The sequence below is a fragment of the Mucilaginibacter sp. SMC90 genome (genome assembly GCF_022811725.1).
GTDB lineage: Bacteria > Bacteroidota > Bacteroidia > Sphingobacteriales > Sphingobacteriaceae > Mucilaginibacter.
In genome coordinates, this window is the sequence record NZ_CP094527.1 from 6,136,690 (window position 1) to 6,162,162 (window position 25,473).

Annotated in this window: 14 protein-coding genes; 3 read left to right on the forward strand and 11 right to left on the reverse strand. The window is 42.4% G+C overall.

What is annotated here, in order from left to right; translation table 11 throughout:
• The first annotated feature begins 285 nt into the window (after positions 1-285).
• On the forward strand, positions 286-2,562 hold the full coding sequence (katG, locus tag MTO98_RS25335; RefSeq protein WP_305852734.1) for a catalase/peroxidase HPI: 2,277 nt from the start codon (positions 286-288) through the stop codon (positions 2,560-2,562).
• 105 nt (positions 2,563-2,667) lie between these two features.
• Here katG and MTO98_RS25340 read toward each other — a convergent pair whose 3' ends face one another.
• The 7 genes from MTO98_RS25340 to MTO98_RS25370 form a co-directional block, all read right to left on the reverse strand.
• Complete coding sequence (locus MTO98_RS25340; RefSeq protein WP_243481771.1) at positions 2,668-4,260, reverse strand: RagB/SusD family nutrient uptake outer membrane protein; 1,593 nt, start codon at positions 4,258-4,260, stop codon at positions 2,668-2,670.
• A 20-nt stretch (positions 4,261-4,280) separates the two neighbouring features.
• Positions 4,281-7,550: a TonB-dependent receptor gene (locus MTO98_RS25345; protein WP_243481772.1), complete on the reverse strand. Its 3,270-nt coding sequence runs from the start codon at positions 7,548-7,550 to the stop codon at positions 4,281-4,283.
• 267 nt (positions 7,551-7,817) lie between these two features.
• Positions 7,818-8,825 carry a FecR family protein gene (locus tag MTO98_RS25350; RefSeq protein WP_243481773.1) on the reverse strand — a complete coding sequence of 336 codons (1,008 nt, stop codon included), beginning with the start codon at positions 8,823-8,825 and terminating at the stop codon, positions 7,818-7,820.
• A gap of 849 nt (positions 8,826-9,674) precedes the next feature.
• Positions 9,675-10,268, reverse strand: a complete 594-nt coding sequence (locus MTO98_RS25355) for an RNA polymerase sigma factor (protein ID WP_243481774.1) — start codon at positions 10,266-10,268, stop codon at positions 9,675-9,677.
• Positions 10,269-10,521: 253 nt separating this feature from the next.
• Entirely contained in the window at positions 10,522-11,391 is an 870-nt protein-coding gene (locus MTO98_RS25360) for an inositol oxygenase (RefSeq protein WP_243481775.1), read from the reverse strand.
• 215 nt (positions 11,392-11,606) lie between these two features.
• Complete coding sequence (locus MTO98_RS25365; protein WP_243481776.1) at positions 11,607-13,136, reverse strand: glycoside hydrolase family 28 protein; 1,530 nt, start codon at positions 13,134-13,136, stop codon at positions 11,607-11,609.
• 758 nt (positions 13,137-13,894) lie between these two features.
• Positions 13,895-14,086, reverse strand: a complete 192-nt coding sequence (locus MTO98_RS25370) for a hypothetical protein (RefSeq protein WP_243481777.1) — start codon at positions 14,084-14,086, stop codon at positions 13,895-13,897.
• A 44-nt stretch (positions 14,087-14,130) separates the two neighbouring features.
• Here MTO98_RS25370 and MTO98_RS25375 point away from each other — a divergent pair, with 44 nt between their 5' ends.
• A complete protein-coding gene (locus MTO98_RS25375; protein ID WP_243481778.1) occupies positions 14,131-14,277 on the forward strand; it encodes a hypothetical protein in 147 nt (48 codons plus the stop codon).
• A gap of 30 nt (positions 14,278-14,307) precedes the next feature.
• Positions 14,308-15,588 carry a DUF4010 domain-containing protein gene (locus tag MTO98_RS25380; RefSeq protein WP_243481779.1) on the forward strand — a complete coding sequence of 427 codons (1,281 nt, stop codon included), beginning with the start codon at positions 14,308-14,310 and terminating at the stop codon, positions 15,586-15,588.
• A gap of 1,603 nt (positions 15,589-17,191) precedes the next feature.
• Here the strand turns inward: MTO98_RS25380 and rhaM are convergent.
• The 4 genes from rhaM to MTO98_RS25400 all read right to left on the reverse strand — a co-directional run bounded on the left by rhaM (position 17,192) and on the right by MTO98_RS25400 (position 25,333).
• Entirely contained in the window at positions 17,192-17,506 is a 315-nt protein-coding gene (rhaM, locus tag MTO98_RS25385; protein ID WP_243481780.1) for an L-rhamnose mutarotase, read from the reverse strand.
• A 614-nt stretch (positions 17,507-18,120) separates the two neighbouring features.
• Positions 18,121-21,507, reverse strand: coding sequence for a DUF4175 family protein (locus tag MTO98_RS25390; protein ID WP_243481781.1), 3,387 nt, complete (start codon positions 21,505-21,507; stop codon positions 18,121-18,123).
• A gap of 40 nt (positions 21,508-21,547) precedes the next feature.
• Positions 21,548-22,798, reverse strand: a complete 1,251-nt coding sequence (locus MTO98_RS25395) for an asparagine synthetase B (RefSeq protein WP_243481782.1) — start codon at positions 22,796-22,798, stop codon at positions 21,548-21,550.
• A 138-nt stretch (positions 22,799-22,936) separates the two neighbouring features.
• On the reverse strand, positions 22,937-25,333 hold the full coding sequence (locus MTO98_RS25400; RefSeq protein WP_243481783.1) for a glycoside hydrolase family 2 TIM barrel-domain containing protein: 2,397 nt from the start codon (positions 25,331-25,333) through the stop codon (positions 22,937-22,939).
• Between the last annotated feature and the right edge of the window lie 140 nt (positions 25,334-25,473).

A 25,473-nucleotide genomic window follows, 5' to 3' on the forward strand; every position in this document is an offset into this window, starting at 1 on the left:
CGATACAAACGGCTAAACAGGCAAAAAAAGGTGATTTTTACTCATTAATCACCGTAACATTCAAGTTACACCAGTCAATACATGATGTTTTGGGCTCCATTTTGTGGCTGCAAGGCGTTTTAATGCACATTTTAACAAATAGTTGTCATTTAAATGCGTTATAGTTTTTAGCTATTACCTTATAGAATTAATTGATTGTGATTGTTGAAGTTAACATCATAATTTTATAAAGCTTAATACCTAACCAATAGTTTAAGCAGCCTATTCAATATATAACTCATAATTATGGAAAACGGATCAAATGACATCAGTAAATGCCCGTTCCACAACGGCACAATGAAGCACAATGTTGGCGGCGGCGGTACGCGTAACCACAATTGGTGGCCTAATCAGTTAAAGCTGAATATCCTGCGTCAGCACTCTTCGTTATCAAACCCTTTGGGTGAAGATTTTAATTATGCAGCAGCTTTTAAAAGCCTGGACCTTGAAGGTGTAAAAAAGGATCTGCATGCGCTCATGACCGACTCGCAAGATTGGTGGCCTGCAGATTTTGGACATTATGGCGGCTTATTTATCCGTATGGCCTGGCATAGCGCCGGCACCTACCGTGTAGGTGATGGCCGTGGGGGTGCAGGCGCAGGCTTACAACGTTTTGCCCCGCTCAACAGCTGGCCCGATAACGTAAGCCTTGATAAAGCCAGAAGATTGCTTTGGCCAATTAAACAAAAATACGGCCGTAAAATTTCATGGGCCGACCTGATGATCCTTGCCGGAAATATAGCGCTTGAATCAATGGGCTTTAAAACTTTTGGCTTTGCCGGCGGGCGTGAAGATGCCTGGGAAGCCGATGAATCTGTATACTGGGGTTCAGAAACTACCTGGCTGGGCGGTGATGTCCGTTATGCACATGGTTCGCACGGTGTACAGGAAGGGCACGGAGTGCTGGTATCAGATGATGACGCCGATGGCGATATTCATTCACGCAACCTCGAAAAACCACTTGCCGCTGTACAAATGGGCTTAATATATGTAAACCCCGAAGGCCCGGATGGTAATCCTGATCCGGTTATGGCGGCTAAAGATATCCGCGATACATTTGGCCGTATGGCTATGGACGATGAAGAAACCGTTGCATTGATAGCCGGCGGTCATACTTTTGGCAAAACCCATGGTGCAGCATCTGCAGATAACGTAGGCAAAGAGCCCGAAGCATCTGATCTTGAACTACAGGGCTTTGGCTGGAAAAACAACTACGGCTCAGGTAAAGGTGCTGACACTATTACCAGCGGACTGGAAGTAACCTGGACCACAACCCCAACCAAATGGAGCAATAATTTTTTCGAAAACCTGTTTGGTTTTGAGTGGGAATTAACAAAAAGCCCCGCAGGCGCACACCAATGGGTGGCTAAAAATGCAGAAGCTATCATTCCGGATGCATATGACAGCACTAAAAAGCATTTACCAACCATGCTCACTACTGATCTTTCTTTAAGGTTTGATCCTGCATATGAAAAGATATCAAAGCGCTTTTTGGAAAATCCTGATCAATTTGCAGATGCATTTGCACGCGCATGGTTTAAACTTACCCACCGCGATATGGGCCCAAGGGTACGTTACCTGGGTGCCGATGTGCCCGAAGAAATATTGCTTTGGCAGGACCCTATTCCGGCGGCTGATCATGCGCCGGTAATTGAGAGCGATATCGCGGCTTTGAAGGGGAAAATATTAGCATCGGGCTTAAGTGTATCTGAACTGGTTTCAACAGCATGGGCTTCAGCTTCTACCTTCCGCGGTACTGATAAGCGTGGGGGCGCTAATGGTGCCCGGATCCGCCTGGCCCCGCAAAGGTACTGGCAGGCAAATAATCCTGTACAATTGCAAAAAGTGCTGAGCGTACTTGAAGGCATACAAAAAGATTTTAACGGGAGCCAAACTGGCGGTAAAAAAATATCCCTGGCCGATTTGATCGTACTGGCAGGAAGCGCGGCTGTTGAAAAAGCAGCTAAAGACGGCGGTAGCAATGTTACCGTTCCGTTTACCCCTGGCCGTACCGATGCATCGCAGGAGGAAACCGATGTAGAGTCATTCGGTTATCTTGAACCTGCTGCCGATGGTTTCCGCAATTACCGTAAAACAAAACACCCTGTTTCTACCGAAGAACTGCTGATTGACAAAGCTCATTTGCTTACGCTTACGGCACCCGAACTAACCGTACTATTAGGCGGCCTGCGTGTATTGAACATCAATCATGATGGCTCGAAGCACGGTGTGTTCACCTCGCGCGAGGGTGTGCTTAGTAACGATTTCTTTGTAAACCTGCTTGATATGGGTACAGCATGGAAAGCTACAGCCGCGGATAAGGAACTTTACGAAGGGAGCGACCGTACTACAGGCGCTGTTAAATGGACAGCAACCCGTGCCGATCTTGTGGCGGGTTCTAACGCTGAACTAAGAGCTATTGCCGAAGTATACGGAAGCGCTGACGGGAAGGACAAATTTGTGAATGACTTTGTGGCTGCCTGGGCAAAGGTAATGAACCTTGACAGGTTTGACCTGGCTTAGTGTCAAAAGCAACGCTGTTTTCAAGCGTTGATAAAAGTTTGTAAACATAAAAAAGTCTGTTCTCAAATTATCGAGAACAGACTTTTTTATAGAATATCAATTAAGTTAATAACCAGGGTTTTGTACCAGTTTCGGGTTTAACTGCATTTCTGGTCTTGGTATCGGAAAAATGCGTTTATTAGGGTCAGCGTCTGTTTTGATGCCCCATTTTTTCTCAAACTGGCCAAAGCGGATCAGGTCATTACGCCTCCACATTTCCATAGAAAATTCGCGGCCGCGCTCATCTAATATATCAGACAGGGTTACTGATGTTAAAGGTGAAGCTTTTGCGCGTGACCTAACCTGGTTAACCAATGCTAAAGGCGAATCGCCATTAGTGGTTGATGCGCCGCGTAAAATAGCCTCGGCTTTTTCCAGTAAAACATCGGCATACCTGAACATTGGTACGTCATTGCTTTGGTTACGGTCTGTACTTAAGCTATCCGGATAAAACTTATTGTTCCTGTAACCTGCTTCGTTGGCAAGCTCATCGTTGCCAATATCAAAAGTCGCCTGGTTTTTCCATACAATATCAGGCGTAAACTCCAATTGGTGTATCACCGTAGCATTGGGGTTAGGGCCCGAATAACTTGCATCAAGCCCGATATTGGTTGTTGTAATATTTATTGGTGTGCCGTCATTATTATACTGCTTGCCAACTAAAAATTGTTTTTTACGGATGTCATTTGCATCGTTAAACAGGGCGTAGTATTCTTTATAAGTATACACAGGCCCATCCGGCGTGTAAGGCATTTTATACTTGTCCTTCAGGTTGGGGTTTATTGTCCAGCGGGCAAAATACTGGCCCTGCGCCTGAATAGCATCGTAAGGTATAGCAAAAATAAAATCTTTTACAGACGGGCCATTGCTTGGCTTAAACATGCCTAAATAATCTGCATCTAACGAATACTGGCCACCTTTTATAATATTATCGCACATGGTAACCGCATCCTGGTATCTTGGTGTGCCAATGTAATATTGCGCGTTAAGGTACATTTTTGCAAGTACGGCATAAGCTAAACCTTTGGTTGGCCTGCCGTAAGTGGTTACCCCGGCAGTTTCGCTCAGATCAGGAATTTGCGCAAGCAGTTCGCTCTCAATAAATGCAAATACAGTAGCCCTCGACTGGGTGCCCAGGTTAGTTGTATCACCAAAGGTTTTGCTGATAGGAACGTTACCAAACAGGTCCATCAGGTAAAAGTATGACAGGGCACGCATGGTTTTAATTTCGGCAATGGTTTGCTTTTTTGCGTCACTTTCGGGTGTGGATGCAAACAGCGATAGCACCTGGTTGCACAAACTTATGGTTCCGTAACCACCAGTCCAGCAGGTTTCAGTCATGCTGTTATCAGGGGTAACCATGTGCAGGTTTACGGTTGAGTAGGTACCCCCATCAAGCCAGTTACCACCACGGGCCACAAGCACGCATTCATCGGTACTTAAATTTTGCAGCAACCAATACTGCCTGGAAGGTGCCCCGCGAAATGAGGTGTAGATAGGCCCTGTAGCAGCTACATACTGCGCCGGAGTAGTCGGAAAGTTAGCCGGGGTAAGTGCCGATTTCGGTGTAATATCCAGTTTAGTACAACCCGAAAGGTAAATTGCTCCTATAAACATGGCAATAAGGCCAGGTTTTATATATCTTTTTAAATTATTCATGTCAGTTAGGTTAAAATCTATTATAAATCAACTTGTACGCCGGCAAGGAAACTCCTCGTTTTTGGATAAAAATTATTACTATCCACACCAATGAACTGGCCGCTTAGCTGGTTATCGATGTTTAAGTTTAATTCAGGATCGACGCCTTTGTATTTGGTGATGATGAATAAATTGGTACCGGTAACATACAACCGGATGCCATGTACATAATTGCCCGCAACATTTATTTTATAAGCGAGCGTAGCATTGCTTAACCTGATAAAAGCACCGCTTTCAAGGTAACGTGTTGAATATAAATTGGCATTAACATCATTACCCGGCTCACTTAGTGTTAAAGTAGGTACGCCGTGTGCCGAAGCCTGGGTAGGCTGATTAAAGCTGGCCAATGATGCATTCATGATCTTGTTACCACCCTGCCCTCTGAAAAAGAAATTAAGGCTGAAGTTTTTATAGGTAAAATCATTACCAAACCCGAAAGTATATGTTGGCTGCGCATTACCTGCATAAGTTTGATCGGTACTTTGAGGTGTTGTTGTTGGCTGGCCATTGGCACCTAAAAAGGTAGATACACCATTGGTACGACCAAGGTATTTCAATGTATAAAACTCACCAAGCGGGTAACCGGCTTCAATGATAGATACTTTGATACCGCTTTGGCCTGGCCCTTCAGGATCGCCTGCATATATTTTTGAAAGATTTGGAGCCAGCGATGTGATCTTATTCTTATTAAACGATATATTACCGTAGCTGCTCCAGGTAAAGTCTTTTGTTTTTATTGGCGTGCCGTTAAGTGCTATCTCCACACCTTTATTGGTCATACTACCTACGTTTTCAACTTTTGTATTTACAAAGTTGTTGATCAGCGATACAGGTACAGTAGTGATCATATCGGTTGTTTTTTTATTGTAGATATCAACCGAGCCTCCCAAACGCCCTTTAAATAATGAGAAATCAACACCGCCGTTCAGCGTAGCTGTACTTTCCCACTTTAAATCGGGGTTAGGGTTTTGAGTTACACCAATTGCACCGATATAGGCACCGTTATAATAAAAACTACCGGTAGTGCCGTAAAGCGTTATAGGCGTATAAGGCGAAAAACCTAATGAGTTACCTGTTTTACCATAACCAACCCGCAATTTCAAATCATCAAACAACGATTGCGATTTCATAAAACCCTCGTCGATGATACGCCATGCAGCCGACGCAGCCGGGAAATACCCCCAGCGTTTGTTGGTACCAAAGGCATTTGAACCATCCCGGCGTAAAGATGCCTGAAACAGGTATTTACCGGCATAGCTGTAATTAAGACGGGAGTAAAAAGAAATTAAACGTAAGGTTTCAACATTAACACTACCGTAATCAACCCTGTAACCTGCAGCAGGCGTACCTAAAGCCAGGTTGCTGGAGCCTGTAGCGTCAGAAATAAAGCCCTGATTAGTTGACTGAAAACCATTGCCTGTTGTGGTTTGATCTATCGAATAACCAAATAAAGCTTTAAAATCATGTTTGTCGCCCCATTTATGAGCGTAGGTCAAATAGTTTTCAAATAACTTTTTGGTATCCTCATAAGTTGAACGGATAGCTTTGCCGCCAAGACCCGGCGCAAGTTCTGATGCCGAGTTATAATAGGTATTGTTATCGGTATTTGTTTCCTGGTAAGCTAAGTTAAAATTGTAAAGCAGGCCTGCAGGCAATATTAACTCGCCCCTCACATTGCCCAGCAATAAGTTAATTTTTTGCTTGTAACTATCATTAGTTATAAGCCCTACCGGGTTATAACCCAATAATAAGGTAGGGTCATTATAAAATGTACCATCAGCATTGTAAATAGTACGTGTAGGCAAATATTGAACTACTGATTTAAACAAGCCGGGGCTTTGACCGTTGGCCTGTGTTAGCGGTATATCATTAACTAACAAATTGGAGTTGGTTACCGAATTACTCAATGAAAAGTCCAGTTTTAACTTATCATTAAGTGCTTTTTGGGTGATATTAAGCCTGCCTATAACACGCTTCATATCGCTGCTTTTAACAATGCCCTGATTTTCCAGGTAATTTATACTACCGTTATAGGTGGTTTTATCGGTGCCGCCGCCAAAAGAAAGGTTATGATTTTGAGAGAACCCGGTACCGCGTTCAACCGCTTTTTGCCAGTCGGTATTGCCACCGTTATCATTTGCAGGTGTAAAACTTTGGCCATTGGCTTTCACATAAGCCCGTAGCTGATCGGCACTGGCTACCTGGAACTGGTTAGATACTTTTTCAAATGATCCGTAGCCGTTGTAAGTCATCCTTAGCTGGCCGGCTTTTGCTCTTTTGGTAGTAACGATAATTACACCATTGGTAGCCCTGGTTCCGTAAATTGCCGCGGCCGATGCATCTTTCAGTACATCTATCGAAGCAATATCTGATGGGGCAAGCAAGTTAAAATCAGCGCCAGGCACGCCATCAATTACATAAAAGGGAACAGAAGCAGCACCAGCCCTTATTGATGATGGGCCGCGCAGTGTTACAGAGGCCTTGCCGTTAGGGTTACCATCGTTGGTGATGTTTAAGCCGGCCACTTTACCTTCCAACAGATCGGCAGGGGTTGCTACAACACCTGCATTAAATTGTTCGGCTTTAACCGTTGCTACAGCGCTGGTCAGTTCCTTTTTGGTAGTAGTACCATAACCTATAACCACAACAGTAGATAATGAGTTAGCCGAAGGCTGCAAAGTAACTTTAATGGCCGTTTGCTTACCCACCGCCACTTTTTGGGTTTCAAAACCGATGTAAGAAAACACCAGCACCGCTTTTTCATTGGCAACCTGAACCCTGAATTTACCATCAATATCCGTTACCGCGCCGGTTGCAAGGCCCTCTATTTTAACAGAAACACCTATTAAAGGCAAGCCTTTATCATCAACAACAGAGCCGGTAATAATGATAGGCGGAGGAAGCTCAACCTTTTTTTCTACCGGTGGTTTTGGTGCTGGCTTAACCAATAAACTTCCTTCAACCTCGGTATAGGTAAACTGGTTATCTAACAAAACTTTTTTCAAAACAGTTTCCAGCTTTTCGTTATGAGCTGTAAGCGTCACCTTAACATCGGTTTCAATGTTGTTCCCTGTGTACATGATCCGCACGCCTGTGTTTGCCGAGATCCGCTCAAGCGCATCAGAAAGGGGGGTATTTTTTAACTTAAGGGTAACCGGTTTTTCCAGTACGCTTTGCCCGTATGAGTTACCAGCCATAGCAATGGTTGATAATGAACAGACAACAAATAAAATGATCGCATTAATTTTCATAACATATGTTATGGTTCGAAAGACTCTTTCGGGTATGTTTATTTTCATATTTTTGCTATATTAAAGTGTTATAGGTCAAGCTGGAACGTGCTGTGGTTGTGAGAGGCCTTGTGCATGGTCCAAAAAAAATCCTTGCATTTTATTTCCTCCAAAAGTGGCCCGGCCATTTTGGAGGATCATTTTTCTTTCCTGGGTTCAACTCATAGCAATTCCATTTTTTAGGTTGTCAAACATTTGGTTGTTTTATATAATTGGTATATGGTTACATTAATTACAGCCTTTGCCTTTTAAGGTATAAGTTTCGCCTTCTTTATTAAAGCGGGCATTTACAAGGGCTTCCATCAGCTTCAATACTTTTTCTAATGGCATATTGTTAAAATCGGCGTATAGCGTACAATTCAGTAAATTTTTGTCGGCCCTGATCATCACATTGTATTTTCGCTGAACATCAGCCAAAACATCAAACAGGGGGGTATTATGGTATTGCAACTTGCCCTGCTGCCAGCTGATCACAGCTGAAGCGTCGTCAATTTTTTCGGCAAGCAACTTTTGGCTGGCTTTATTATACACCATTTGCATATTTGATGTAAGCAATACAGCCGGGTGTTTTGAAGTTACCGGAGCAACCCCCACTTTTCCGCTTACTACTGTTATTTTAATTGATTTATCTTCGTTGTAGGCCTTAACATTAAAGCTGGTGCCTAAAACAGTGGTTTTAATTTTACCCGAGTGAATGATAAATGGCTTCCTGCTATCGTGGGCTACCTTAAAGAAAGCCTCGCCTGTAAGTGTAACCTCCCGCGTGCTTTGCTTAAACTTATCGGGATACTGTAACCGGCTTCCGGCATTAAGGCAAATTGTTGTACCGTCGGGCAGGGTGATCAGCTTTATTTCGCCATTAAGTGCTACCGTTTCCTGGTAATTAACCGGGTTTAGCCAGTTATCTATTTGTTTTCTGAAAATATAACCGGCGCAACAAACCGCAGTTACAGATGCAGCAACTGCTATTTTTATCAGTAAGGGCCAAAGGGGGAATACCTTCCTTACGGGAGGCGGCTTTATTATACGTTGATGAATGTTGCCAAGTATTTGGCCGGATGCCTCGGTGCTTAGGGCTATCTTTTTTTCCAGTACATCTTTACAAAAACGTTCAAGCGCTACAAGATATAATTCTGAAGCATCGCCCTGCAGGTATTCGGCAAGCCAGCGCTTGTCTTCAGGGGTCAGGTTTTCAGTATTATAAAGCCTTTCTAAGCGTTTAACGATGGTTTCCACAAGCTATTTTTACCTAAATACGCTGGGGGCCTTAAAACGGGGGGATGGTTTTGTGATTATTTTAAAAAAAATAAAAATTACTTTTGATTGGCATTAACGTTTCGTCCCATCAGGGTCTCTCTGCGAGTTTAAGTTTATCCACAAAATCTAAATGTGTGCTAAATAGTTGTTGGAAAGCACGTTTACGATCACGAGACTCCGCTGGAGTCCAATATCTCTTTAAATTTTGTCTATAAACACGTGGCCTCTCTGAGGCCGCTTAGCACGTCAGCAAATATTCATTATGTTATAAATATTACCGGCCTCAGAGAGGCCACGTGTTTATAGCGCTAAAGGGGTATATTTCCTGGCTCCGTAGGTGCCTCGTATTGAAATTCAGGTTGGCGAATTTGTGGGTAAACTTAAATCTGCGAGAAACCCTGAGGTAACATATATAAGCTTATAGCAGAGGCACACCCCTCCCACCACTCATTCCTCCGCGCCCCATCTCGAGAGGGGAATTTTTAAAACACACCAACCAAAAGCAAAGCGAGGACCGCTTAAAATAAGAAAAGCGGTAAATGATCACTTTTGCTTGTGGTCGGTGATAACACCATGGGTGTTCGGAAGATTCAGATCGGTTGGGAATGCTGGTTAAAAGCCATGTCATTGCGAGGAGCGGCGTGAGCAAGAGCTTGGGGCAACGTGGCAATCCCGTAGCTATACAGGGCGAACATGCATTGGCTACGAGATTGCCGCGCTGCGCTCAGCAATGACATATTTTTTTTATTTAAAAAGTGGAGATAATTTCATCTTCCGAACACCCATGGTGTTATCACCGACCACAAGCTTAAATAAACAATCCCGCTATTAATTCCCTCCTATCCAGTAACAAGCCAATACAACACCTGCAGTTTTCCATTCGGTGTGGTGTTCTTTTATATGATTTTTAACAGCTACAACGGCATGCCCCAGATATTCTTTAACAGTGTGTTTAGACAGGTTCAATTTTTCAGCGGCTTCTTCATAGCTTTTCCCTTCCAACTTGCAAAGGGTAAATACTTTTTTTCGCTGCGGCGATAGCTGATCTATAGCCTGTTGTAATAAATAATATTGCTCATCTATTAATTGCAGATCGCCATTGTCGGCTTCCATTTCGATAAATGGCAAAGTGTTGACAACAGCGGCTTCGCGTACTTTTTTACGGAGATATGAGATTGATTTGTTGAAACTAAGCACAAACAACCAACCGCTTACAGATTGGTCGGGATTAATATCGGCACGCTTTTCCCATAGGGCAACAAATACATCCTGCAAAATATCCCGGGCCGTATCATCATCTTTAGTGAGTTTGAAAATATTACGATAAATGGCCTGGTGATACTTTTGATAAAGTATATCAAACGCAGCGATATCATCGCTGTGTAAGCAAAACACTAAATCTTTGTCTCCATTTAAATTCATAAAAAACTGATAACTATTTATTTACAAATAAATCAACAGACAATAATTATTGTTAAAAATACAACCATTTTTTTGTCAATAAATATGCCTTACGATTATATCGTTAATAATTTATTCAGCAATTGGTTAAAGGTGGCTTATTGCCTTTTTTTGAGTTTGGCCGGGATTATAAATAGCTTTTTACAACCCCGGCCAAACAGATAATTTAAAAGGTAATATAGTAATATGCTGAAATTACAGCATATTAAATAAATTATAATTTAACGGTAGCAGGCAAATATTTGGCAATTAAATCCTCATAATAAGGTTTTAACTCCGATACTACCGGTGGTTTCGGGCTTTTGGAGTACAGATCATAGGGATTAAATTTATCAACCCATTTAAACATCTCCTGGTCATGCGCGTTCAGTAAATGATCATACGCCTTTTCGCGGTGCTGCGAGTAAAAAGAGTGATAACGGATCATATACAGGGCCTCTTCCGGCAAATAATCTTTGGTGATGTGGTACAGGTACTCATCATGGCCCCATGACATGTGCACGTTATCGAGCCCGCACTGGTGGGTATAAACGCCGTATTTGGTGTTATAACGTTCATCATCATTATCAGGGTTTGCGGCAAAAAATTCAGGGTAAACTATCTTATCCGAAAATTTGCAGCCAACCGGAAACGAATCGCCTACTACGTTCCATTGTGGTTCGCCAAAAAGGCAAAGCACCTTGCCCAGGTCATGTATAAAGCCGGTTAAAACAAACCAGTCCGGATGGCCATCGGCTCGGATTGCCTCAGATGTTTGCAGCAAATGCTGCAGCTGATCAAGCGAAATATCCGGATCTGATTCATCAACCAGCGTATTCAGATATTCCATGGCCGACCACCATGGCATTTCCTTTTTATCAAACTGCAAAAAGTTGGCTTTTTTGGCCAGTACGTTGCCATAGGTTTGATAGGTATGGTTAAGCCTGTAAAATTCCCTTACCGGGTTATCCTCTGCATCGTTATAAACCCTAAACTCGTCTTTAGCTTTGGCAGTACCCTGTTCGGGATACCTGCTCAATACATCATCTTCCCATACATCAAGACTTGACAATGGCGACATCTCTTTTTCAGTTAACTTTTCCATATCGTAAACCTTTTATTAAATAATAAGCATCCTGATCTTCATTGCACTCCCGAAACCTGCACCACAGAAAAATCCAATTAAGTTTTGCGGCAATAAAGTTTTATTTGGAACTGCAATTAAATGCTCTGTTTAGTTTTATAATGATTAAATTTTGATAAAAAAAACGGACCTTTTACATTAACGGCAATATTTATTTACGTAAACGATTAAGTTAACTACCTCCTGAGGATCTTGATTTTACTCTTTCCGGGGATCTGAATACCTTTAACCGATGATTTGCTTACCCCATTAAACACAATCACCGGCAGTGATTTAACCTGCGGTATTTTAAGGCCGTTAATGGTCAATCCATCCACATCATGAAATATAGCAGCAGCCCTGAAATCATTACCGGGGCAGCTAAGGGTTACATTTTTAAACGTTACTCCTTCTGCATGGCGGGCATAAAAACCCCAGGCCGGCAATTCGCCAAACATCGAAAACTCGGGGTAATCATGCGGGTTTTCGGGAATCGCTGTTAACGAATCAAGACTGACATTGGCTACAGCCTTGCTGGCGTCACCATGATACACTATCTTAATATTTTCGAGCGTTACATTTTTAACCGGGTGACCAGGCAGCCCGGCAATTGACGAAGGAAAAGTATTGTGGTTGCCTTTAACCAGGGGGCCTTCCATCGGGTAACCTTTATCGGGTTTACCTTTAGGTATATCTACAATTACATTACTGATGTGGATACCATTAATACTGCTCACTACAGCATCCTTATTGCGATGACCGAGGCGGATAAAAATAGCGTTACCTGTATTTACTGCGTTGATGTTGCTAATATCAATATCTTCCATCACTCCCCCATCAACGCACTCCAGCGCAATCGCAGACCGGTAGGTATCATAAATTTTCACATCTTTTATCGTTATCTTTTTAAAACCACCTCTTGAGGCCGTACCAAATTTGATGCCGCTTGCGCTTGACCTAACGGTACAGTTTGCCACATATATGTTTTCGCAGCTGCTGTTCCTATCGCTCGATTTCAGGCAAATTCCATCATCATCGGCATTAAAAAAGCTATTGGTGAGTTTCACATTCTGGCAATCAACCAAATCAATACCATCATTATTCCAGTAAGTATTGCTTTCAACTTTTATACTGTCAATAACCAGGTTGCGGCATTTGGTGTAATCCTGCACCCACATCAGCCCGTTTTTCATGGTTACACCTTTTATCAGTACATCAGTACAGTTAGAGAAATGGATCAATTTAGGCCTGTTTGGCTCCTCGGGCTGAATTTGCCCCCATGGATTTTCTTTTTGCCATAATGAATCCCTTAATTTACCCGCTTTCAGCATCCCGAAAACATCTTTAAGCAACTCCTCCCCGTTTCCATCAATTGTCCCTTTACCTGTTATTGCAATATGCTGCAAATTACTGGCAGCTATTAATGGTGCTGCATGGCCTTCACCAAAATCGGCTCTTTTAGCGCTGCCTAACAGCACGGCGTTTTCGGCAAGGTTAAGGGTAATATTTGATTTCATGCTGATAACAGCCGTTAAAAACTTACCGGCAGGTACATATACTATACCACCACCCTGCTTGCCTGCATCATCAATAGCCTTTTGAATGCTGATTGTATTATTGGTTATACCATCGGGCTTGGCGCCATAATCAGTAATATTAAATACTTTTTGCTGAGCATAACCGGCAAACGGGGTTATGAGCAAGGTTAAAAAATGAAGGATTTTCATTATACGTTATGATTAAGAAAATTTTAGTCAGGTTTATCGCTTCTTAAATTTACGGGCATGAAGCGTTTAATTGTACTTTAAACACCTAAACTATTAAACTTTCAACTTAGTTGTTGGTGCAGGTATACTTTTATTTACGTAAACGTTTACGTAACCCCGGCATAGTGGACAGCAATCATTGCTAACCTGCCCGTTATTGTTATATGTTAAAGTATTAAACAATGCTTTTGGTTTAAATCAATTTTATATCTTTGCCCCTATCTGCTTCCGTAGTTCAATGGATAGAATTATGGTTTCCGGTACCATTCAACCAAACCAACAACACATTGGTTTCCAGGTTTTTACAAGATTTAAAATTCTATTTGTAAAACATTTGTAAAACACATATTACACTACAATAAAAATTACGACACAAGAAAGACAAAAAAATAGATCATATCATGATGGCTTGGCTGTCTTGCGATAGCATATTGTTGCTTTAGATAAATAATTTAATTTACATAGTGGCTACTTATTGACCTCAGTCAAAAATCATCTTGCCCATGTTAGTCTTATCCAAATCAAAATACTTATCTGAATAATTGCGATCTAGCCCATCTCTTCTGGCGCTTTGAAATTTTAAAGTCACAAGCCTACTTATTGGTATCCGGAAGGGCGCACAAAGTATTCAACATTGTAGGTATAAAAGAAGTTCTACAATGTATAAGAGTCCCGGAAGTCCTTGCTGCTACGCTAAAAAAACAGAACCCGGTAAGCTTTTATCTATCGGCCATGCCAGGCAAAAAGATGACCGCTACCGTAAGCCGGAAAACAGGGAGCGTTAATATCCAGTACAGTTCGGAGCGGATAGTACCGGATGTACCTAATAAAGACGGCGCGTTATCGCCTATAATGTATGCCGATGTTATACTCAAGGCTAAAAGAAACCCGAAAGCATTGATCGTTCCCAAGTCTGCCGTTGTAACCTCGACCGAGTGCAAGTTTTTTGATCGCGGTGCGAAACGGAAAAACCGTCAGGGTCGATGTGCCCACCGGGATTGAAAACAAAAACAACATTGAAGTCGTTGGTGAATTAAATGCTGAAGACGAAGTAATTGCCTCCGCAACTGATGAGATCGAGGAAGGAATGACGGTTAATTAACTGTTATTCTTTTTGATTAACTTGAGAACCATGGATCACGAATTTTTACACATTCCGGCAGGCCCTATTGCCTTAAAGATGGCGGTAGCAATCTGTATCGGCATGCTGATCGGGATGGAACGTAAATGGTCGCATAAAGAGGCGGGCGTACGCACATTTGCTATCATCTCGTTGCTCGGTATGCTTTCTTCAATCGTTGGTGAAAACATGATCACCATGGCGATGATCAGTGTTTTTCTGCTGGTCATCGCCACTAATACCCGCAGCCTGCTTACCGGCAGGACTTTGGAAATTACCACGTCGGCAGCGCTGATCGTGAACTATATCCTGGGTGTGCTGGTTGGTCTCGGCCATATTTTCACACCGGTGGCAGGTGCCATTGTTATGACGATGCTGCTGGCCTTAAAATCCGAGTTAAACCGCTTTGCGGGCGGCTTGCAGCTTTCAGAGATCAGGAGCGCCATACTGCTGGGTTTGATCGGCTTTGTGATCTACCCGATCATGCCGGACCGCTACGTAGACCATTGGGAACTGTTTAACCCCAGTGACGCCTGGGTAAGTATCATAGCCATAGCTGGAATAGGTTTTGTTAATTATGTGTTATTAAGAATATTCAGCACCGGGGGGTTATACCTCGGTGCTATTTTTGGCGGCTTAGTTAACAGCAGTGCAACGGTGGCGGAAGTTAGCACAAGAGCGCAATCTTCGGGACTGACCTCTAAAATGACTACGCTTTGCCTCCTTACCACCATCGCCATGTTTGCCAGGAATCTGCTTATCGCTACTTTATTTTCACCGGCTTCCATAACTGCTACGCTAATGCCTTTACTGGCCATGACCTTAGTTGCCGCCTTTTTTATTTTCAGGGATAAGGTAACCGAAGGCAAAGCTGCCGAACCGACAGGCACCCTGAAACTTGATTCGCCCATATCGCTAAAAAAAGTCCTGGGTTTCGGACTATTGTTCATCCTGATCCAGGTGGGCGGTACCGTATTAACTCGACTGTTCGGAAGTTATGGACTGTTGGCAACCGGCCTTTTCGGAGGCTTGGCCAGCAGCGCGAGCACTACAGCTGCAGCGGCAACCATGGCCATGCATGGCAAAATCACCGCTTCTTTGGCTGGAAGCGTAACGATCATTTCTTCACTGGCCAGCGCCATTGTCAACCTGCCCATTGTATGGAAAACCATTAAAGATAAGCAGGTGGTCAAAAGGTTAACCATAGAAATCATGGCAGTGATTATCGTAGGTACAGCCGTTGTTGCGTTAGACCGGATCTTTATGATATCGGATATACTATTCAAGCGTTAATTTCGACACGAGACAGCGTAAACAAAATTAATGATTCACTGTATTCACTTTCCGATGCTTCAACCGGTTGACGGTAAGCTTGTGCTCATTTTTTAAAGCTATTTCCGGAAGGCACCTTTCTATGCGATGCGTATATTATCGTACTCGGTGATATTCTAACTGGTACAAAAAAATGCCGGCCTCCATTTTCCATTGGATAACAGCGAAACCACCTTGCATGCCATGGTTGCGAAAAATAGCCGAAAAAAGAGGCTTTAGAAATTCGAAACAGTTCACGGGAACTGCTAGACAAATGCTGACACCATCGGTTGAAGAATGATCGTGAAATATTTACCGAGCAGTGAGCCATTGTTCACGTTAAATTTTCGGTTATAAAAGTCGCTGATATACGTGTATCTGCTGTCCATACAGCGGTTTCGTTCAAAAAAGAAGAGCTTGATAAAAAATTTATTGATCATGCTAACATCTTACATTAAACCTGTCGTGATTACTTAAACGACCCCTCTTTTTTACGATTTTGCCGTCCCTGTGCTTCATGACAACTATGTATTTTTGTACAGGAAGTTCTCGAAACACTTAATGATAATTATTATCTGCCAGTCCAACGAGCTAAAGAACTTCAGTTTAAAAATACGTATCTATATTGGTTCCGCGGCCGCCCGGCCGCAATAATTGGTTAGTGAGGCCAGTTCTTCTCAAAGGCTGGCCTTTTTCACATATTACAGTTTTTTTTGATTCAATTGAACTTGAAAATTGCGAGGACCATAATAGTTAGGAACAGGCAATATTGGCCGAAGAAGACCGGCTAATTTGCTTAGGATGGTTGATATTTGCCTCCGCGGTTGATGTATTTTATGGGATGAGCCGCCTCAGTTGTTAATCCAGGTGCACAACATGGCTGGGAATACATCGAGATATGTTTCAACAACCATCACAAACTTTAAAAAAAAATCGCATATAACACTCCGAGCGCCAACAAATAACAGCAGGCTATTTTCCGCGCCCCACCGGCCGTATGACTATACCGGAAAGGAAAATCTTTTAAATCGTACAAATTCTATGTAAGCGACAAGATTGAACTCTTTTTTGATCAAGAATGGAAGGACAGGCCGTTAACAATATCCTCCATTGTGCATTGTAACTACGATAGCATTCGGGCCGCGAACTATACGAGACAATAGTTATATGATTAGTCTTTCCTATTGTAAATCCTCTTGAATACCTTTAATATAAAAATTCAGGTTAAAGGTATGGGGGATGTAGCCTAAACTTTATCTTTCATCATTCGGCCAATGTTTAAGGTAATTCCCCGTTCAGCGATTGAGCAAGGCGTTGTGTAGAACTATAAAACATTTTTGCCCTTAACAAATTATAGCATATTATAAAGTAGAGGATCTCACGTGCAACCGACAGTGGACTTTTATATTAAATAACTGATCTTTCAAACGCTTATGCTATAATATCTTAAAAATGTCCTTGAGAGATAATCAACGCGCCTATGAGGTAATTAAAGTATTTTTTGCATTTTTTAATAAAAACGGGCCCGGCAATTTCATAAAAGAAGTATAGGTAAGTGCTTAACTATTGTAAACCAACATTGCCCTTAGGCAAAATAGAAGACTTCTTCCAGCGATTTACTAACGGGACACCGATCCGGGTTGGTTGCCAGAATGTCGCTCAAATGCACCTGCCACTTCTGCATTATTTCAAGGAATTGCAGGCGTTCAAATCCTTCCGCGTCTCTTACCTTGAGCGTAGCAAACAAGTTATTGGTTTCCTTATCCAGAAATATGGCATAGTCCCTTACTCCCACCTTTTTTAATAATGCCTGAAGTTCAGGCCACATCTTTTCATGCCGTTCCCTAAATTCGGATTCACAGCCAGATTTCAATATCATTTTAAAAGCCAATCGTTTCATATCATTTTAACCTTAATCCCGGTGCGGAAATAATCGACAACCGCATCTCCAATACTTGCACGGACTATCACCTCGACCATGGGAAGAAACCCTGCCAAGTTATATTTTCTCCTTTTGGTAAGCCATGAATTTGCAAACCATAGTCAGAGAACCCCAGTTCGTTATCGAAAAACCAATGACCATTTCCACAAATAATCTGCATAAAAGTCTGTTAGCTACGAAATTCCATGACATCATAACTGGTCGTAAAGACCGCCTAATCTCACATAGTAAACTTCTAAAACTTCACCGACAGCGAGTAACTCTTTCTTCAAGAAATAACTCGGCTGTAGGGCTTGTTACTTCTTTTAAATTTTGCTTGGGGCCAGAACAAATACTATCATCTTTTTTCAACTTTATATCAGCATATAAGGAACTTCTATTGCGCCTGTACCTTAACATGACGAGGTTAGACACCAGCAAGAGGAACATCAAACCGTAAAATAATAAATTTTGAAAATCGTTTCCGACACTACTTAAGCTGCCCTTTCCTTATCTTTTTTACCGACGAATTGTCGCCTCCTTTACCTTCTGCTGTCTCGTGCGGCTGATGAACAATCGACGGTTAACTACAATTACTGTTTATTTACCTGCTCGAAATATGCTCTTACCTTAAATTTATAGTAATCGTTCAGTGTTGTCGGCGTCGTTTTTAACTGTTCTGTTTGTTTGGACTTTTCCTGTTCAAACGCCTGTAAAGCCTTTATAAAACCAGGTGGAATATCATTTTGCGGCGCCTTGCTTTCTCTTTTGGAATCCTGATCGCGTTGCTGATCAGCCTTTTCTGCTTCGAGCAAACGGGTCCTGATTTGCAATTGTCTTGAAAGGGTCGCTTCCGTTAAATTTTTATTAACGAGATCTGCTTCTGTTCTTTCCATATGTTTAGATAGCGAGGCCAGATCCCCCAACTGGTGATGGCCGTCTTTATTTTCTTCCCTGTTGAGCTGTTCAATGGCCTGCCTGATTTCCGCCTGCTGACGCGCCATCTTGGCAAACTGCTCACTCATTGGGCCTCCATCTCCGGGACCACCTGGTTGATTGCCATTCTGAGGTTTATTCCCGGCCTGACCTTGCTGCTGTGCTGTCTGCCGCATTTTATCCCGCATAGCTTGCATATTGGCATTCAGCTTTTCCTGCAATGCACTTAACTCTAAAATAGTTTTTCTTTTGCGTGCACCACCACCACTTGGTGCACCTCCGGCCTTGGGTGTTTGTTTCATAGCTTCCTGCATTTTTGTTAATGTTTCTGACAACATCAGTGCAAGATTATTCATTGATGTCATCGCCAATACCTGATTTTTATTAGCATCCCATGTCCGCCTTTCCTCGAGAAATTTGACGGCTTGTTCTATATTTTGGTTTAGCAAAGCAGTTTCATTGATCACTGTCGATTCGATATCAGGCAAGCGGTTACCAAGAGCAGTCAAGCTATCCTGCGCCGTTTTCATGTTCGCCTGAATATCTCGCTGCTTTTGCGCCCACTTGGGATAAGATGGATCATCTTCCTTGATTTGCTTCAAATTAGCTATAATATTTTCCTGCGTGAACGAACTTTCTACTAGTTTCTTTATCAGGTTTCTTAAATCTTTGCCGTTGATAACAATATCCTGCAACTCTTCTTCCTGAAGCTTTTTTTGCATTTTCTGGGCAAGCTGTTGCATTTTATTAGCCGCCTGTTGCTGTTCAGTGTTTGCTTCATTTTTTTTATTTTGCGCCAGATCGCTGGAACTTTTATTTAGTTGATCATCAATTTTTTGAAGGTCGGGTTTAGGGTTCTCGAAATTCGTGGCATTTTCTAACTGGTCATTTTTTTCCTTGACATCATCTAATGATTTTTTGACATCTGCAAAGTCCTTCTTTATCTCTGCCTGTTTTTGTTGCAGCGCTTTGGTGTCAGCACCGCTTTGCTTGGTTTGATCTGCCAACTGCTGTTGTTTATCAGCCAGTTTATTTAATTGATTAATATTCTCCTTCACTTTGGTATGCACATCGAGCAGCTTCATCAGCTCCAAGGTGCGGTTGAGCTGTTGACTAAGTGCTTTATCATCCATCTGCATTTTGGAGAGTTCCTTAGACGCGGGATTTTCAAGTTTATTATCCATCATCTTTTGCAGCATTTTAAGCATTTCATCGGTTTTCGGATCCATCAGGTCTTTCATGAGCCTTTCCATCCGGTTTTGCTTTTCGGCCAGGTCTTTATCCTGCGGCATATTTTCCTGCCTGTTTTGGGCATTCTTCTGATTCTGCTGCTGTGCATCCTCAATCATTTTTTTTAATTCCTGACGCTTGTCCAACAGGTCCTGTATCTGTTTTTTATCATCAAATGACAGATTGGCCTTATTCAAAAGCATCTCATTAAGTTTTTTAATGTCCTTGTCTATTTGTGCAGCCAGTTTAATTGCACTCTGCATCTTGTCTTTAACTGATTCAACATTGGCATTTAATTGCTGACTTATTTCTGTTTCAGAAGGGATGTTTAAAGTATGTTCCAGTGTCCGGGCGGTCTGATGTCCGGTTACGGCGTTATTGTCCGCAACTTGAAAATAGTAGCTGATCTGTTCTCCGGGGTTTATATGGAGTTCCTTAAGATTCCAAAAATAGAAAAAACCCATTTGATTATTGCCAAGTTCAGCTTTCACCGGCAATTCGAAGATACGTGCTTTCTGCGCATCTCGTCCCTTTATGGAATAATGGAATATCAACGATGAAAAACCGTAATCGTCCTGAGCCTTTCCGCTAAAATAAATTGCTTTCGAACTGACAGAATCTTGTTTTTCATTCACCGAGATAGTTGGCGGTTGATCGGCTATTACATTGATATGATATCCGACGGAATCGCCGTTGACTGCTATGTTGCTCATAGTCCTGAGCAAATAAGAACCCGACCTGGTTATGCGCTCGGTCTTGAAAAAAGTATTATTATCACTTGTTAATTGCTCGGCATTCCCATTTAGGTTAAAGAGTAACCGGCTTGCATTTTGCGTATGTACCTGCCATGTTACCGTGGTCCCTGCCGGTAACGTCAGATCCCCTGCATTACCTATATGCTCATTTTTCCTTTTCAGATAAGACGGATAATTCAAGTGCGCTTCGAAATGTAGCAAAGAAGGTTTAGGATGAACGGTAACCTCGTATTCCTGTGATTTAAAATCGCTTCCAACCAATCTGAATTTCAAATTCTGTTGCAAATTGGGAAACAAATAGTTGAAACGGCCTATACCTTCCTTATCCATTTTGAATGTATTCTTAGCAGTTTCGACATAAACATCGTTCGGAAACCGGTTACCGGTCAATTTTACATGAAGCTTGAGATCATCGCCCTGAACTACAGTAAGTTGCTCATTAGTGACAATAAACTGAAAAGGTGACTTCACTGCGAAATATTGATTATGCTTAATTATCTTCTCTGCATTTTCCCTTAGCATTGCCGGGGCGGCAATCGCCAGGATAAGGATAACACCCAAAGGCAACACAACCCATTTCACATGTTTCACGTTTTCTTTGATGCGCACAGCCGATGGAAAAGTAACCGGTTTGATGCTGATAATGCGTTGGTCAATACTAGCTTCGATAAGGCGTCGCTGGTCAGGATGCTCGTCCGCAAGGCGTTTCAATTGCAACGTATTCAGGAGTTTGTCTTCAACATGGTTGAAATGTTCACCAATGATCCTGGCGGCCTCCTCATGGCTGATAATTCGTCCCAATTTTAAATAAGACAAAAGCGGTGGCAGCACTAACCAGCCAAACAAGCCGGTATTGACTAACAAATAGCCATAGAAGAGGATGCCCCGCACAGTGGAGTTGAAATTACCCAGATATTCACTAAACAAAACGAGCACAAAGCCGCAAAATATCACCGCGCCAACAAGCAACGTTCCTCTTAATACTTTATTCAAATAGTATTTCCGTATGAATACCTCTATCTTATCTATTAGTATCTCGTAATTTGTTAATGCTTCCATGTTTGTATCGCCACGATTTATTTAATTAGTGTTTTTGGGATCAAGTCTTTTGCTTTTTCTTTTTTGCAGCAGGAAAAAGGATATTGTTCAGGATAAGCCGGTAACCAGGCGAATTAGGATGTAATGACAAATCCGTTGGAGGATCTCCGGGGTGACGTTGGTAATCTTCAGGATCGTGGCCGGCATAAAATGTCCATTGTCCCTTTCCGAGCTCTCCATGCAGGTATCTAGCCTCATTGAGCTTTTTAGTTTCACCCATGATTGTCACGCCTTGTTTGATTTTGCTCTCGTCAAAGGCCGTCGCCAGGCCATTAAACGCTTTAATCACATTATCGTGATTTTGTGTCAGCATACTGGCTACCACATCCCATTTCGCTGAAAAGTCAAACAGGGTAAAAAAATCATCCTCTTGCTTAACACGGCGTATAGCGCCCAGATCAATATTGCTGAACTGTTTAGTATTGGGATTGGTAACAACCGAAAAATTCTGAAAAGCAAGGGTACCGGTAAAGTCCAATTTGGATTGCGCATTCGGATCCGGCGGGTCACCGTCATATATCACATCACAGATATCTGTGTTCGCAGCTGCCAGTGCGATATCAAAACTATCGGTACCGGAACACATTGCAAATAAAAACCCCCCATTGGTGCAAAAGTTCCGGATAGTCAATGCAACGGCAAGTTTCATCTTTGAAACCTTAGTAAACCCTAATTTACGGGCACGGGTTTCCTCCTTGATTTGGTTATCAACATACCATTTCTCCTTACTGTTTTCCTTCCCATATTGCCCGGTAAAATCCTCATGGTGCATGTGCAACCAGTCGTATTTGCTCAGGTCACCTTTTAAAACTTCCTCATCATAAACATAGTCGAAAGGTATCTCGGCATAGTTCAATACCAAAACAACTGCATCTTCGACCGGCCCTTTATCCTTAGGAGAGTAAACTGCTATTTTTGGCAATTTTTCAAGTTTTACTACGTCCATATTAACCGAAGGGTCGCTAATCTGCTTGAGAATCTCATTTACCTTTGCGTCAGCCAAAACCTCATAACTTATGCCGCGTATCTTACATTCATCCTCAGCCGCTTTACTATACGAGGTCATAAAACTTCCACCGCGATAGTTAAGCAGCCAGTCCACCTCCCCCTTGTTCTTTAATACCCAATATGCGAGCCCATAGGATTTAAGGTGATCTTTTTGTGTATTATCCATGGCAATCAGGATAGATGAGGATCTCGCCAAAAAAGGCAGCAATAGATAAACAACAGAGAAAAAAAGTATCTTTTTCATTTTAATAGTATTACGTCATAAATTCTTCTGGTGGCCATACCGACGGCCGCCGTAAACGTTGTTTCTATTGTACCCGGGCACTTTGTATCAAATAGTTCAGGTTTCTGTTTAAAATGCACCATAGCAATTTCCCAAGCCTTACTTAATGAAATCGATGATAACAATAGCTTTTGATTTAAGTCCCGGAGACTTCACAGTTACCTTAACCGGGCCGGAATTTCCCTTGTACTTAATGTAAGCCAGGAGCTTTCCATTCAATACTTTTTTACTATGTGAGCGGTAATCATCCATGCTATCCAGTGCGCCGCTTTCCAAACCAAGTAATTTTGCGGGGCCACTTACATTAACAGTGATTTCATTATCTGAGTTGGGCACCGTAAGACCATTTTTATCGACAACGTTTATAGTAATTTGTTTCACTATAGCCTTTTGATCCGTTACGGGAACCTGATCAGCTTCTACCGTAATTGCATAAGCAGCCTTGGTAGTTTTTAACATATGAGTTATCGTTTTGCCGTCTTTGGTATAGCCCTTAACCATTAACTCGCCTGGCTGGTAGTCAACATCCCATCGAATTACCCGATTTTCAAAATCTGCCAGTCGCTTTTTACCTAATGACACGCCGTTCAAGAACAGTTCTGCCTCGGGACAATTTGTATAACAATACACGCGCTTCCGGTCACCAACGGTATAATTCCAGCTGGATTGCCCCTGTTTTGGGTACGGGTCCTGATTTCTGGCATCGGGAACGTCCGCCGTGCCAATATTGATCATAGGCTCGTCCAGCCATAAGCTTTGTCTGAAATAATACTCCGCTTTCGGGAACCCAGCCATATTTAACAGGCCGGTTCCGCTGGAACGGTCGGGCCATTTGTGAGCTTCACCCAGAAAATCGATTCCTGTCCATACGAACAGCCCGGATATGAATTTATTATTTTCAACAGCGGTCCAGGCATATAGCTGTTTACTGTTCTCGCTTCCAAAAATGATCCTCCTGGGATATAATTCATGGTCTTTTTGGTAACGGTTCTCCTGATAATTATAGCCCACTATATCCAGGTTTGAGGGATATGTCGTCTTATTCGATTGTTCCACGCCTGCAAGCGCAGCGGTAACTACCCGGCTTGAATCAAATTTTTTTACCGTGTTAACCAGAAGTCTCGATACTTCTCCTAACCGGGCCACGGATGGATGCAGTGAATTTGCCCTGGTCGAATCCACATAAGGGTCACCGGGATAATCAATCTCGTTTCCAATGCTCCACATAATAATGCTGGGATGGTTGCGGTCACGAAGCACCATATCACCCATGTCCCGCAATCCCCAATCTTTAAAATACTCGTGATAGCCGTCTTTACCCGGCTTACCCTGGTTCCAGCCTTTAATCCATATATTTTTGGCACCTTCCCATTCATCAAAGCTTTCATCCATTACTAAAATCCCAAGCTCATCGCATAGATCATAGAAGTAATCAGCATGCGGATTGTGAGACATTCGAACAGCATTGACCCCGGCACTTTTTAATATCTTTAAGCGGCGATACCAAACTTCTTTCGGCACGGCTACACCTAATACTCCAGCGTCATCATGTATGCAGACACCTTTAATTTTCATGTTTTTTCCATTCAGGAAGAATCCTTCATTCGCATCAAAATGGATATCACGGATACCCACCCGATCCCGCCATTCATCGACCACCTTGCCTCCGGTTGTAACAGTAACTATCAATTGATATAAATCCGGCCTTTCCAATGACCATAGTCTGGGTGTTTTAATATTAAATTCAAGGTTCGTGGCCAAAGTGTCCCCTTGATGTATTTTCAGGATTTTATTACTGGTACCAACTATCCCTCCCCTTGAATCAATCAGACTACATTTTACGGTAAGATCAGCAGGCATTTCAGAATTGTTTACCAGGGATACATTAACTTTAGCATCAGCGTTACTGGCATTGGCTATGGGCGTAGTGAATGCGACGCCCCATAAACCAATATGGATCCGGTTGGCAGTGATCAAATAGACATTGCGATAAATTCCGGATCCGGTATACCAGCGGGAATCTGCAAATTCTGAATGATCAACCCTTACCAGCAATTCGTTGTCCGCATTGGGCTTTAAGTATCTGGTCAGCTCATATTGAAAGGATACAAATCCGCTCGGCCGCTTTCCTAATTTATGACCGTTTATCCAAACTTCACTGTTATTATATACGCCATCAAAATAGATAAACGTTTGTTTATCGCCATTGAGAGTTGGCCTGAATTTCTTGCGATACCAGCCTATGCCGGCTGGAGCAAATGCAGTCCCACTGGCCCATTCCTGGCTAAACGGACCTTCGTTGCTCCAGTCATGGGGCAATTCTACAGCACGCCATTCTGTGCTGGTAAATTCTCTTTTGCTGGTATCCAGATCGCCCCTATGGAATTTCCAATCGCGGTTGAACAATTCAGAATTATGCCCGTTTTGCGCATAGGTTACGCAATGACATAAAATCAGAAATAGGACAATGACAGATTGACGTATAACTTTTTTCATTATAGTGGAATGAGTTATTGAGTTAGTTTAATGATTTTGGATACAATACTTTTAATGAACACATTCGTAATACTCTTATGCCGAATACTGCATAACCAGTATATTGAATGGCGGGAATGGTCACGACAAATAACACGATG